This is a genomic window from Marinobacter sp. MBR-99 (assembly GCF_040547575.1).
Classification (GTDB): Bacteria; Pseudomonadota; Gammaproteobacteria; order Pseudomonadales; family Oleiphilaceae; genus Marinobacter.
In genome coordinates this window covers 32,148-45,800 of record NZ_JBEPPY010000016.1, presented here as the reverse complement: position 1 = coordinate 45,800, position 13,653 = coordinate 32,148, and the positions used below count along the sequence as shown (strand labels likewise).

The 13,653-nt window shown below is 57.4% G+C and carries 10 protein-coding genes; 7 read left to right on the top strand and 3 right to left on the bottom strand.

Annotated elements, in window-relative coordinates; translation table 11 throughout:
- Nucleotides 1-69: 69 nt before the first annotated feature.
- Nucleotides 70-2,127 (bottom strand): GAF domain-containing protein, encoded by a 2,058-nt coding sequence (locus tag ABIE59_RS14165; protein WP_354447875.1) that lies wholly within the window; start codon nt 2,125-2,127, stop codon nt 70-72.
- Entirely contained in the window at nt 2,114-3,898 is a 1,785-nt protein-coding gene (locus ABIE59_RS14160) for a sensor histidine kinase (protein ID WP_354447873.1), read from the bottom strand. The genes ABIE59_RS14165 and ABIE59_RS14160 overlap by 14 nt, the downstream gene beginning before the upstream one ends.
- A 94-nt stretch (nt 3,899-3,992) precedes the next feature.
- Here ABIE59_RS14160 and ABIE59_RS14155 point away from each other — a divergent pair, with 94 nt between their 5' ends.
- The 7 genes from ABIE59_RS14155 to ABIE59_RS14125 all read left to right on the top strand — a co-directional run bounded on the left by ABIE59_RS14155 (nt 3,993) and on the right by ABIE59_RS14125 (nt 12,002).
- Nucleotides 3,993-5,708, top strand: coding sequence for a diguanylate cyclase domain-containing protein (locus ABIE59_RS14155; protein WP_354447871.1), 1,716 nt, complete (start codon nt 3,993-3,995; stop codon nt 5,706-5,708).
- Nucleotides 5,709-5,721: 13 nt separating this feature from the next.
- A complete protein-coding gene (locus ABIE59_RS14150; protein ID WP_354447869.1) occupies nt 5,722-6,876 on the top strand; it encodes a response regulator in 1,155 nt (384 codons plus the stop codon).
- A 7-nt stretch (nt 6,877-6,883) separates the two neighbouring features.
- Entirely contained in the window at nt 6,884-7,267 is a 384-nt protein-coding gene (locus tag ABIE59_RS14145; RefSeq protein ID WP_354447959.1) for a response regulator, read from the top strand.
- A gap of 86 nt (nt 7,268-7,353) precedes the next feature.
- A complete protein-coding gene (locus ABIE59_RS14140) occupies nt 7,354-7,674 on the top strand; it encodes a DUF2288 domain-containing protein (RefSeq protein ID WP_354447867.1) in 321 nt (106 codons plus the stop codon).
- 65 nt (nt 7,675-7,739) lie between these two features.
- On the top strand, nt 7,740-8,648 hold the full coding sequence (locus tag ABIE59_RS14135; RefSeq protein ID WP_354447865.1) for a LysO family transporter: 909 nt from the start codon (nt 7,740-7,742) through the stop codon (nt 8,646-8,648).
- Between the two features lie 121 nt (nt 8,649-8,769).
- Nucleotides 8,770-9,726 carry an ABC transporter substrate-binding protein gene (locus ABIE59_RS14130; protein ID WP_354447863.1) on the top strand — a complete coding sequence of 319 codons (957 nt, stop codon included), beginning with the start codon at nt 8,770-8,772 and terminating at the stop codon, nt 9,724-9,726.
- Entirely contained in the window at nt 9,723-12,002 is a 2,280-nt protein-coding gene (locus tag ABIE59_RS14125) for a diguanylate cyclase domain-containing protein (RefSeq protein ID WP_354447861.1), read from the top strand. The genes ABIE59_RS14130 and ABIE59_RS14125 overlap by 4 nt, the downstream gene beginning before the upstream one ends.
- Here ABIE59_RS14125 and ABIE59_RS14120 read toward each other — a convergent pair.
- The gene (locus tag ABIE59_RS14120; protein WP_354447859.1) at nt 11,972-13,591 is read right to left on the bottom strand and encodes a Na/Pi cotransporter family protein; all 1,620 of its coding nucleotides are present in this window, start codon (nt 13,589-13,591) and stop codon (nt 11,972-11,974) included. The genes ABIE59_RS14125 and ABIE59_RS14120 overlap by 31 nt on opposite strands.
- Nucleotides 13,592-13,653: the final 62 nt, after the last annotated feature.

Below are 13,653 nucleotides of genomic sequence, written 5' to 3'. Positions count from 1 at the left end.
GGAAACCGGTTCTTAGCATCCGGTTTCCCTTGCTCTCGAATCTGTTTGGCGGCCTGATCATGACGGTTCTCAGGGTTCGGGAGGCTCCAACGGTATTTCCAGCCAGAAAGTTGCCCCTTCGCCCTCTGTGGACTCGAAATCCACACTGCCACCCATCTGAATCATAATCTCTCGAGTGATGGCCAGCCCCAGGCCTGTGCCTTGCCTACCCCTCGTACTGGAGCTGTCGGCCTGGGCGAATTTCTGGAAAATGCGAGAGCGAAAGCTGTCGGGGATGCCGGTGCCCTGGTCTGTAACCAGGATTCTGAGGTGATCAGGGAGCAGTCTGGTAGAAACCGCTATGCTGGCACCCTCCGCTGAAAACTTTGCGGCGTTAGAGAGCAGATTATTCAGCGCCTGGCTGAGTCGTTGTAGATCGAACCAGGCCGTTATATCCGGGTGATCCTGCTGGTGGACAACCTGTATCTGCCGGCTTTCCAGGTAAGGCGCCATGCGTTCGATCGATTCCTCAATAACCGGGGTGACGGGTTGTCTGGCGGGGTGCATGGCCATGCGGCCGGATACCAGTTTCTCAATGTCGAGCAAATCATTGATCAGATGTTTGAGTTGTTCGGTGTTTCTGAGGGCAATAGACGCCATCTGCTGAGCTTTCTCGGGTAAAGGGCCCAGAGAGCCGCTGTCGATAAGGCCCAGTGAGCCGGCGATCGAGGTTAACGGTGTGCGAAGCTCATGGCTGACGGTGGAAATAAACTGGCTTTTCATCTCCTCGATCTTGTGGCGCTCATCGATGTCGACGATGTATCCGTGCCATAGCACGCTGTCATCAGGCAGTCGTTCGGGCCGAGCTTTTCCCTCAACCCAGTGCCAGCTATCGTCCTTCCAGCGAATACGGTATTTCTGTATCCATGGGGTCAAATTCTCCGCCGATGACTGTATCGAATCGGCGACAATGGGCAGGTCATCCGGGTGAATACGTTCAAAAACCGGCGAAGCATCCTTGGCCGCCTGCTCTGCGGTAACCTGGTAAATGGCCTGAATCCCACCGCTGGTGTAGGGAAAGGTGCTCTGGCCGTTGGGCCACAAACGGTATTGATAGAGCATACCCGGCGCGTTGGCCACCAGTTTGTCGAGTACTTCAATGTGTTTTTGCTGCTGAATGATGTCGGCAACCCAGCGAGCAAGAAGGTTGACGAATGTCTTTTCTATTTCCGTAAATCCGGGGCGGCGTGGGATGGCTGAGGAAAAGTTTAGTGTGCCGAACAGTTCATCATCGATCCACACCGGCGCCGCCAGATAACTCTCCAGCCGGAATTGCCGGTAACAGGGGTGCTCTTTATACCGGGACCGTGCCATGTGGTCGATGGCAAGTAGGCTGCCCTGGGCTGCAAGGAGTGCACAGTAGGTCTGATCCAAGGGGAACGTGGTGCCGTTCTCCAGGGTCGTCTGATGGCGCTCGTAGTGCCAGAGGATGGTGTAAACGCCGCCGGTAATGTTGCTCACGATTGCGGTGTCTACACTCAGATACTGAGCGGCGATCGCCAGGGCACGCTCGATTCGCTCGGACACACTGCCACTGGAATCCAGGGAAATGTCATTCAGGATATTCAGTGCCTGGGTTCTCTCCGAGTAGTAGTTACCGAGCTCCTGATACTGAAATTCCCGTTCGACCAAGTCGGCAAAATCACGGAGCATATTTTGATCGTCACTGGAAAAGACTCTCGGCCTCCGGTCGATCAGACAAAGAGTGCCCAGGCGAAAACCGTTCCGGTCTTCCAGTGGCGCACCGGCATAAAAACGGATGTTGGGTTCGCTGGTGACCAGAGGGTTGTCGGCAAATCGCTCGTCTTGCAGGGCATTTTCAACGACGAAGGTATCGGCGCCAAGAATGGCATGGCCGCAAAAGGAAATATCTCGGGAGGTCTCCTGCACGCCAAGGCCATAGCAGGATTTGAACCACTGGCGATTCTTGTCTATCAGTGACACCAGGCAGATGGGCACATTGAATGTTTTTGCAGCGAGCCTGGTAATACGGTCAAATCGCTCTTCCGGAGCTGTATCGAGAAGCTGACTCACCTCCAGAGCAGACAGGCGCATGGTTTCATTTTGGGGCCGATCAGGCGTTCTCATAATGCTCCTCGCCCTGGTGATTTGTTTCAGGAAGTTCCAGCCAGAAATGGGCTCCGTCTTTAAAATGGTAGCCCATTTCGCCGGACATCAGACGGGCAAGCTCTTTGCAGATAGCAAGGCCCAATCCAGTGCCGGCTTTGGCTCGATTGGAGCCGGCCTCTGCCTGGGAGAACCTCTGGAACAGCTGAGGTAAGAAATGCTCGGGAACCCCGTCACCCTGATCCGAAACGGTGATTCGGACAACGCCGGGGGCTGAGGAATGTGCTTCAATGCTGACGATGCCACCCTTCGGAGAGTGTTTGATGGCGTTGCTGATCAGGTTATCAAGCACCTGGCGTAACCTGGCCGGATCCGCAACAACCCTGAGCTCGCCTCCGCTCTTGCCAACCAGTTCTACGGAGTAATGCCTGGCCATCGGTTGGTTCCCTGCGCAGGCTGCCTCAATAGCGTCAATCAGCTCAATGTCGCGCATCTGAACGCTGAGCTTGCCGGCCACGGCCTTATCAAAGTCCAGAAGGTCCGTAATCAGTGATTGCAACTGCTGGCCATTGCGCAAGGCCAGCTCAACCATGGCCGAGGCTTTCGGGGGCAACTCGCCGGCAGAGCCGGATTGCAGCAACTTCAGAGAGCCATTGATGGATGTCAGCGGTGTGCGCAGCTCATGGCTGACGTTAGACACAAACTGGTTTTTCAGAATATCCAGCGCTTCTCGCTGTTCCATGAGCGTGTTGAATGCTTTAGCGAGGTTTCGGGTTTCCGCCGGCCCTTGCGTGGTCAATCGCTGGGTAGATGAAACGTCTGTCGCCATTTTGTTGATCTTTCGGGACATGGCGCCAAGTTGACGTGTAGCGGCCCTGGACACCGTGTAGGTCAAGAGAAGCAGTGGAAGCATAGCAACCACACTGAGCCACAGAAAACTGCGGAATGAGGCTCGTGCTGGCTGAATGGCTTTCTCATAGGGTGCCGCGCTCAGGAATAGCCAACCCAGACGATCCAGATGTTGCGTGGTGTATACCCAGCGTTGTCCCGCGAGATCTTTAACCACGCCGAAGGGTATCCCGGACAAGGCAGCATCAATCAAAGGGTCTTCACCCGGGGCAGGAAGGTCGGGAGCCGGCTGATCCTTACGTAACGCATCTACCTGGATGAAGTTGCTGGTATCCAGCACCTTGAGAATGGTGCCTTCATCAATCTTGAGCTCCTCAGGGATGATGCCTGCCTCTGCCAGGTTGATGGTGCCCCCTGCCAGTCCGAGTAGATCGCCATGATCACTTTCAATGGGGGCAAGGAACGATAACAGTGGCAGGCCTGTGGTTCGTCCGATGATTGGCCGGCTGACAATGGGTGTGCGGGATTGCATGGCACGCTTGAAATGTGGGCGATCAGCATAGGAAGTGCCCAGCCGGTTGGGTACAAAAGTATTTTCCGCGATGGCGATGCTCCGATCATCAAAGATCAGAAGTCCACCGCCAAAAAGTCTTTCGAGAGTGGGTTGGCGCCCCAGCAGTGTTTTCAGATGCTGTAAGGGTAACAGATCGTTGCCGTCGGTCAGCACGCTGGCAAATGCCCCCAGTGCATTCAGCCGTGTGGTCAGTTCCTCGTTTACCCGGCTGGCCACCGCGGACGTTTGCAGCGCCTGGCGCTCGGTAAGCACCTGCTCGAAATCGCGAACCAGCCTGTCATAGGCAATGAACAGAATCAGGGCTACGCTGAACACAATGCTCGAGCTGGCAATCAGCACAATGCGGGCGTTGAGGCTTAAAGTACGCAAGAAAGGCCCTTATACGAATAGCTGTCGTAGATAAAACATGTTTTCATAAGAATAGTGCATCAGACGCTGTGAATTAGATAGAGAGGGATGTCTTTTGGATAGTGTAGCCGTTGGCCAATTGCGGGAACGCATGAGACTTCTGCAGGAACGGTTCTTTGAGCGTGCCCGGGGCGATATTGAAACCCTCTCAGGATTTGCTCGTCTGATTGATCAGCAGCAGTTGCCGAAGTCAGAGTTGGAAAAGTGTTATCAATTATTGCATCGGATGGCTGGCTCTGCGGGGACTTTCGGTTTACCTGCTCTCGGGCAGGCAGCCAGGGCGATAGAAAAGCAGGCGAAGGCACTTCTTGAATCGGCAGCCGATAACGATGCATCTGCGGATGTATTGGTTTCAGCTTCAGCGGATCTTGCCAATGACCTTCGACAGCTCGCCACGTTGCTGGAAAAAGCACCGGAGGTGACCACCACGGCAGTTGCCAAGGGCGGGGTGCCTGTGGCAGAGGATTCATACGGCGGGACCCATGGCATGCAGGTTAATGTCATGGCACTGGGACACAATCAGGGTAACCTGCCCGACTTGCTGAAATCGTTATCCGCCTACGGTTTTGTATGTGAGACCGTCTCTATTGATCGCCCGAATGAGGTTGCTGAGAGGCTCAGGGAGCGCACAAGCGTTTCGATCCTGGTGTGTGAGGAATCAGAACTGGGCGAGGTCATGGGCTTCCGTGAACGCCATTTGCCCAAAGCTGAACATCGTCGGCTGCCGGTGGTGTGTATTGGTCGTGAAAGTTCGTTTGAGAGTTTATATCGGGTTGCACAGCAGGGGGCTACGTCCTATTTCTGTGAGCCGCTGGACCTGCCTGAACTGGCTGAGCGAATCGAATCGCTGGCCCTGGAGCGTGGTTCACGGCCCCAGGGTCGGGTGTTGATTGTTGATGATGATGTGGAGCTGGGAGAGCACTATTGTCTGGTGCTCAAGCAGGCTGGCATCATTGCCCGCCTGGTGTCTGACCCGTCGGATTTAATGTCGGAACTGTCGGCGTTCGAGCCGGACCTGGTTCTGATGGACGTTCAGCTACGGGACTATTCGGGCGTTACTCTGGCTCGCCTGATACGTTACGAGCCTCGCTGGTTGGGCTTGCCGATAGTATACCTGTCCTCCGAGGACAATCCTGAAAACCAGCTGGATGCGCTGTCCAAAGGTGCTGATGAGTTTCTGGTAAAGCCGGTCACCGATGATTACCTGGTCCGGTCGGTACGCATTCGTTGCTATCGTGCCCGCCAGTTGTCGGATTTGATGAACCGTGACAGCCTCACCGGATTGCTCAAACACTCGTTGATCAAGCAGGAGGTCGACAGAGAACTGGCTCGCTGTCGCCGTTCCGGTCACTCATCCTGTGTGGTTATGCTAGACCTGGATCACTTCAAGCGGGTGAACGATACCTGGGGCCATGGTCAGGGCGATATCGTTATTCGTACATTGGCCAATCTGTTGCGCAATAGGTTGCGCGAATCTGATGTGATCGGCCGGTATGGTGGCGAAGAATTCCTATTGATTCTGCCCGATTGTCAACCGGAGGTAGCTGCGAAACTCATCGAAGCCATTGGTAAGAGCTTTGCCGACCTCTTGTTCTTGGCGGGAGATGACAGCTTTCAGGTTACCTTGAGTGCGGGCGTCGCTCTAATCAACGATTTTCCTGTTTCCGATCAAGCCATTGAGGCGGCTGATCAGGCACTCTACCAGCGAAAACGGAGTGGGCGTAACGGTGTGACCCTCTACGATCCGTTTCTCCGGGGCATGAAAGCTTGAGAGGTGCAGGTTGTTGAAAGCGTTGATACTGGAAGACGATGAGTTGGTGGGAGAGCTGCTTGAGACTGTCGTTGCGGGTATTCACCAGGGGGCTGCCGTCAGTCTTGCCCGATCCCTGTCTGAAGCTCGGCAACTGCTGGAAGAGGAGAGCGAGTATCAGTTGTATCTCATTGACTGGCAACTGCCGGATGGTTCGGGACTCGATCTGGTCAAGCAGGTGCGGGCGCGGGACCGCGACGTGCCCATTGTGATGGTCTCAGGGCGGTCTGACCGGGAATCCGTTCTCAAGGCAGCCCATCATGGAATCAGTGGATTCATTACCAAGCCTCTGGATGTGCAACTGTTGCACGAGCGTCTCGCCAAACTCGCGCCTGCTGACGTTTCTGTGCAAGGTTCTGCCATGGATTATCTGAGTGCCTCGCTAAACTCGGTGGTTCAATTGCCGACGGACATCGATCCGGTTGATATTCTGAATCTGATCGGCCGGCAGCAAGAATTGTCGCCGGCTCAGCTGGCGGAGCGCTGGCGGGAGGAGGCGGCGCTGACTGCCCGTCTGCTGGACGTGGCCAATAGCAGTTCATTCCGGCGCACCGGTAAGCCGGTAGAGTCGCTCCGAGACGCCATCAGCAATATGGGTGTGGCCATGGCATTGAATCAGGCCCTGGCGCTGGCACTTGACGTCGCCGGTAAAATAGACAGTCCGGATCTCCAGGCTCAGGCCAAGGCGTGCCATAACATGGCCTTGCAGGTGGCGCGTGAAGCTCAGAAGCTGGCCGTGAGTCTTGGAAAGTCACCGTCATTGTTCCAGCAAGCGGGCCTTCTGAGTCGCTTGGGAGAGATGGCGGTGCTCAAGGTATTGAATCAGTTCATTACAGAAGGTGGCTCGTTAAGTGCCTCAGACATGGAGCAGTGCCTTCGTCAGTGGTCTCAGGACTATGGCAATCGCCTGAAAGTACACTGGAAACTGCCACTGAGCCTGAGAGATATGATTGGCGCCGTGCATTTCGTGCCGAAGGATAATACCCGTGAAGATCGCCTGGTGATGCGGGCTGCCGCGTTGATTGCCGGTGGGCAGTCAGACAGTGATGACTGTCAGCGACTTTTGCGCCGTATCGGTCTGGAACCGAAACCATCCACCGAGGAGTCTAGTCGTGGCAGTCGTTCCTGAGGCATTGATGAACAAAGTTCTTTATGTGGAAGATGACCCTGATATCCGCGCCATTGCGGAGCTGGCATTGCAGGATGTGGGCGGGTTTCAGGTGACACTTTGCAGTTCCGGGCAACAGGCGCTTGAGATGGCCCCGATATTTGAACCGGATCTGATACTGCTGGATGTGATGATGCCGGAAATGGATGGTCCGGAAACCCTAAGCAGATTGAGAGGGATCGAGGCGACCCGCTCCGTTCCCGTTATTTTCATGACCGCCCGGATTCAGAGTTCCGAAATCGAAGAATACCTGGCGCTCGGGGCTATCGGCGTTATCCCGAAACCTTTTGACCCGATGACGCTGGCGGATGATATTCATCGTATCGTGCAAGAGAATACGCCAGGGGCATGACCTGGTTTGGGCCCAGGCGAGTGCGTGATCGGCCGATTTGCGTTACGCTGGCGCGCCTGAATGAGTAGCCGCTTAGGTGAGGTGTTATGTCTTCTTCTGAATCCCCGGACCAAATCAAAGCACGGCTGAACCTGGAAACCTCCCGAATCCACTGGCATGAACTGCAAACCTATTATGCCCGTGGCCAGGTAGTGCGTGTGGCCCCTGAACTGGACTTGCTGGACGTTGCCAGCGAACTCGCAGCAGACAACAAAGCCCGCTTTGAACAATGGCTGAGTGGCGGCCAGGTTAGTGATGTCGCTCCGGATCTCGCTCGTGCCTGGTATGACCGCAATGCCGAGCTCTGGGCTGTGGTCATCGCCCCCTGGGTGCTGGTACAGGACCGCTCCGGCCATGGCCTGCATTGACCCACCCCTGTCGCCGGTGCCTTAAGTCGGTCCCGATTTTTATCTAACCTGCCCGTGAGGGGTTTATGCTGACAGGTGCTTTACTGATTCTGGCGCCGTTGTTTCTTGGATTTGCCTTAGCGCTTTCCAATCGCCGGTTAATGACGGTAATCCATTACACCGTGGAAGCCCTGGTTTATTTCATCCTGGCACTGCTGGGGCTGGGCCTTGGCCAGATGGATGGCTTGCTGGACCAGCTGGGCACCATGGCCGGCCAGGTGGCAGGCCTGGTGCTCGTGCTTCTGGTGGCCAACATGGTGGGCCTCTGGCTGTTCCACCGCTGGCAGCCGATGACCATGGGACAGGAAAGGGGGCAGGAGAGACCGAGTTACCGCCGGTTGTTTCTCGCCGGCTTGAAACCGCTGCTGGCGGTTGTCGCCGGCGCCCTGGCCGGGTTCTTCCTGTTTCCCCAACTGCCGTTGGTTGACGATGTCGCCACCTGGGCACTGATGCTGCTGCTGTTCCTTATTGGCCTGCAGTTGCGCAACGCCGGGCTGTCGCTGCGCAAATTGCTGATGAACCGCCAGGGTTTGGGTATTGCGCTGTCGCTGGCGCTAAGCTCTATGCTGGCGGGGCTTGTCCTGATTCCCTGGCTGGATGTGCCCTGGCACCAGGCCCTGGCACTGGCTTCGGGCTTTGGCTGGTATTCGCTCTCGGGCATTGTAATTGGTGATGCCCTCGGCCCCGCCTGGGGCGGGGTGGCTTTTCTGAACGATGTGTTGCGGGAGATCATCGCCCTGGCTCTGATTCCTTTGGTGATCAGCTCCCGACCTGCCATGGCCATTGGCTATGGTGGCGCTACCGCCATGGATTTTACTTTACCGGTAATCCGTAGCAGTGGTGGTCTTGCCTGTGTGCCGGTGGCGATTGCCTCGGGCTTTCTGCTGTCGTTTCTGTCGCCGGTATTCATGGGTGTTTTCCTGGCTTTGGGGTGAGCAGCGGGAATCTCCATTAATTCAGACCCTGAAATTGACCCGGTGCAATGCTTTGGTCAGATTTACCGCTATAGTGGCTACGTATTAGTATTCGAATGATCAATGCCGCTCCGGAGCCCGAATGAATCGCCGCCAATTCCTGCAACTGTCTGTTGCCGCCCTGCCGGCACTGGGTCTGGTCGGCTGCTCAAAATCGCAACCGCTGAAAACCGGTATTCATCCCTGGATCGGTTACGAGTCTCTGTATCTGGCGGACGAGTTCGGTTGGTTGCCTCAGACCGTCGAGCTGGTTAAAGGTCAGGCAGCCAGCGATTCAATGACAGGGTTGCTGGCCGGTGAGCTGGATGCTGCTGCCCTGACGCTTGATGAAGCACTGCGCGTTTTCTCCAGCGGTGTGCCTTTGCGAGTGGTGGCGGTGACCAATGTGTCGGTGGGTGCAGATGTACTTATGGCCAAACCCTCGATTACCAGCCTGGCAGGGCTCAGGGGGCGGGCAGTTGCGGCTGAACTGAGTGGTGTCTCCGGCGTTATGTTGTTTGCGGTGCTGGAACGGGCAGGGCTGAGCACAAACCAGGTTTCCATCGTAGACTTGCCGGTGAACCGTCATATGGAAGCATGGCAGAGCGGTGAGATTGACGCCTCTGTCTGCTACGAGCCTGTGGCTTCCCTGCTTGAGCAGGCGGGCGGAACTCGACTTTTTGACAGCAGCGATGTGCCCGACACCATTTTCGATACCCTGGTGGTCACCGAACAAGCTGCCAGGCGCAGGTCTGCCGCCGTGAAAGATCTGGTACTTGCGCACTTTCGCGGCAAGTTGCATATGGTGCGAAGCATGCACGATGCCATATACCGGGTGGCCACCCGCCAAGGCATCTCGCCAGATGCGGTCAGGCGCTCGCTGGCGACGGTGATGCTTCCGGAACTGGCGGCCAATCAGCGTTACCTGGCGCAACATGGCCGTATTGAAGTCGTCGCCCGGCGCCTGGCAGAAACCCTGGTTAGCGAAGGGCTGATGGCCGAAATCCCTCAATACCAGCGGCTGTGTGACTCATCTTTTCTGCCCCGGAGCCTGACGTGACTAACCGTTTTCTGAGTGGGTTGGTGCTGTTTTTCTGCCTGATGCCAACGGCATGGGCTGCGAACCCGGGGGCCAGAGACGCCGTGAGGTTCGGCGTTTTGTCCTATCGGCCGGACCCGGTCATCCAGACACACTACTCTTTACTTGCCGACTACCTCAGCCGGGAAACCGGCCTGTCGGTGCAGCTCCTGGTGCTGAATCAGGACGATATGAATCGCGCTCTGGCTTCTAACCGCATTGATGTTTTCCTGACCAATCCCAGCCATTTCCTCGTCATTCGCAGTGAGCGCAGCCTGACCGGGGTGCTGGCTACCTTGCATCGCGAGTGGGCAGGGCAAGCTACCGGTAGTCTCGGTGGACTGATGCTGACCCGTGCTGAACGTGAAGACATCAACGTACTGACCGACCTCAAAGGGAAAAGCATTGCCACGCCCGGGATGAACTACCTGGGGGGCTTCCAGGCGCCGGCACTGGAATTGTGGGATGCCGGGGTGGATGTGCAGCGGCATAACCGAATGGTGCACCTGGGCAACCACGACCGGGTTATTCGGGCGGTGCTCACGGGAGACACCGACGCGGGTTTTGTCAGAACGGGCATCTACGAGGAGTTGATCCGGGAGACTCCGAGTCTGGCAGGCGAGCTCAAGATCATCAATCCACAGCGGTTGGCCGGTTTTCCGTTTGCTGTGTCGACCCGGCTATATCCGGAGTGGCCACTGGTCGCATTGCCACATGTGGACAGCAAGATCGTACGGCGATTGGCCTCGGCGCTGTTTGCCCTGGAGGCCGATCATCCCGCTGCCCAGGCAGCGGGCCTGGCGGGCTTTTCTCCCCCGGCTGACTACCAGTCCGTAGAGCAGGTGGCGCGAACCCTGAGAATCGCACCCTACGACCAGGCGCCCAGGGTGACCTGGGTGGATGTTTTGAATCAGTACCGGGTCTGGGTGCTGACCGTCGCCGTCCTCTTTGCATTGCTGGTGATGACCAGTCTCTGGCTTAGCCGCAAGAAACGCCAGCTGGCCACAGAAGAACGGCGCCAGCGCGAGCTGATTGGCAGTTGGCCCCAGCCGATGCTGATGATACGGAACGGGGAACTGGTGAAATGTAATCGGGCTGCAGTAGAGCTGGTGAGATACACCTCTGAAGCCTCCCTGATCGGTAAAGGCCTGTCTGCGTTCTCGCCCCATTCGCAACCGGATGGTACCTCCTCCCTCCAAAAAGCGGATGCACTGATCAGGCGGGTAACGACCGGAGAAGTGGCACAGTCCGAGTGGCTGTTCGTGCATTCGGACGGTTCCGATGTCTGGGTGGATATGACCCTGGCGCCGGTCTATGAGCACGATCAGGAGAGCCCTTCCATTCTCTGTTCCTGGTACGACATTACCCGCCGTAAGTATGCAGAGGAGCGCCAGCGACTGGCCCTGCGAGTGTTTGAGAATGCCCGTGAAGCTATTTTTATCACCGATGCCCACGGTGTTGTCATGGACATCAATGAAGCCTACTCACTGATTACCGGGCGGGACCACAAGGTGGCGGTGGGCAGCCTGCCACCCATGCCCATGGACGAAGGCAGTGCCATCCTGATTGCGGCGCGTAAGCACGGCGTCTGGACCGGCGAATTCTCCAGCCGGCATCGGGATGGTCACGCCATCGTGCTCAGCCTCACCCTGAGCAGCGTGTTCGATGAGCAGGGGCAGCTCAGTCATTTCGTCGGGGTGTTCAGTGATGTCACCCAGCTTAAGGAAACCGAGAAACAGCTGCGCACCATGGCGCACTATGATTCACTGACCGGCTTGCCGAATCGGGTGCTGTTCTCGGACCGTCTGCAGCAATCCATGGCCCAGGCCCGCCGGCAGAACTATCAGTTGGCGGTGATTTACATCGATCTGGATCATTTCAAACCCATCAACGATGCCTTCGGGCACCACGCAGGGGATGGTTTGTTGGTGGAAGTTGCCCGCCGCATGCGTTCAACCCTGCGCGAGGAAGACACCCTGGCCCGGCTGGGAGGTGATGAATTTGCCGCCATCGTGGTGAACGTCGCCGACCAGCAAACCCTGGAGGCGTTGTTGGCGCGCTTATTAACCAAGATTGGCGACCCGGTGTGGGTAGCTGACCACAGTGTTGAGGTGTCTGCCAGCCTGGGTTATACCCTGTACCCGCAAAACGCGGAGCTGGATGGCGACCAGCTGTTACGCCAGGCAGACCAGGCCATGTATCGCGCCAAACGGGAGGGCAAAAACCGCTACTGCAGGTTTTCCGACTCCGGCAGCTGATGCTGGGCGCCATTGAGCAAATGGGTGGCCGGTTGCCATTTCAGGGCCTTGCTCCACTGGTCATTGAGCCGCCGTACAGAACTCAGGGTATCCAGAGCCTGGTCCCCCAGGGCGGTGCTGAAATCCCGCCGTACCATCATCTGCAACATCGCGTTTTTCAACCGGTGGTAAGTGCCCTCTGCCTCGGCAAGCAACGCCTCAGCCGGGCCTTCTGATGCGACCAGCTCCCGGATGGTATCCAGATAGTGCTCCAGTGTCTCAGCTTGCTCGGCAAACTCTGTCCGGTGGCTTAGCTGCCGCAGCTGCAATAGCCGGGTGGTCAGATCAGTGGCTTCGGCCAGGTAGCGGCAGGTGCGGATGCTGATGGTCAGGGCATCCACCACCGACGGGTGCATTTTTTCCGCCCTCAACCGGCCGATATAGTCAGTGATCGCCTGGTTCAGGTTGCGGATGGCATCGGCTTTCGGCCGGATATCGGCTTCGGTCAGGCTCTCCCGATCAAGACACACCCTCAGCAGGCCCCGGCTATGGCCGATCAGTCGTTTCATTTCCTGGTCCACCGCCCCGATCGCCAGTTCTGGCGTGGTGATCAGGGTATCGTCCAGATAACGGGGCACGGCGTTATCTTCCTCCTTGCTCCGGAACATCCGGCCCAGAAACCGGGCAAAGGGTTTGGTAAACGGCAGCATAATGGCCGCCCCCAGCACATTGAACAGGGTGTGGAACAGCGCCAGAGACACAGCGGGGTTGGCTTCCAGGTTCAGCCAGTCGGTCAGCATCGCCACGGTCCACAGCATCACCGGCAGGATTATCAGGGCGATGGCGCCGGTAAACACGTTGAACAGGATATGGCCAATCGCCAGCCGGCGGGCATTGGCGGTGGCTTTGAGGGCCGACAGGGCAGCCGTAGAAGTGGAGCCCAGGTTGGCGCCGATCACCGCCGCTGCCGCATTGTCCAGGCCGATCAATCCACCGGCGGCAGCGGTCAGAACAATGGCCAGGGCGGCGCTGGAGGATTGCGTCAGAACCGTGGCCAGAAACCCGATGGCCAGAAACGTAAACAAACCATAATCCGGGCTGATAATACCGCCGTCAGCGAACCCCCCTGCCAGGGATTCCAGCGCTGTCTTGAGAATCGACAGGCCCAGGAAAAACAGGGCAAAGCCCGCCAGCGCTTCCCCCAGGAATTGATTCCGCTGGTTGCGGCTGATCATCTTGACGCCGACACCGGCCGCCAGCAGCGGCAGCGCCAGGGCTTCGATCTTGAACCCGAAGCCCACCAGGCTGACCAGCCACGCGGTCATGGTGGTGCCTATGTTGGAGCCGAATATAACCCCCAGCGACTGCGCCAGGGTCAGCAGGCCGGCGTTCACAAAACCGATGGTCGCCACGGTGACCGCCCCGGAATGCTGAACAATGCCGGTGATGGCAAAGCCGGCCATCAGGCCCCGCAGGGGCGTCCTGGTCCAGGTGCCTAAGAGGTGGCGCAAATGGTGGCCTGCGGCGTTCTTCAGGCCGTTGGTCATCGTTTCCATGGCCAGCATGAACAACGCCAGGCCACCGAGAATCTGGAACACGGATGAGATCATGGTTCGGTTATCGTTGTAATGAGCGGATTAGTGGCGAGTGTAGCAGAGGTTGGCCGGCGCGA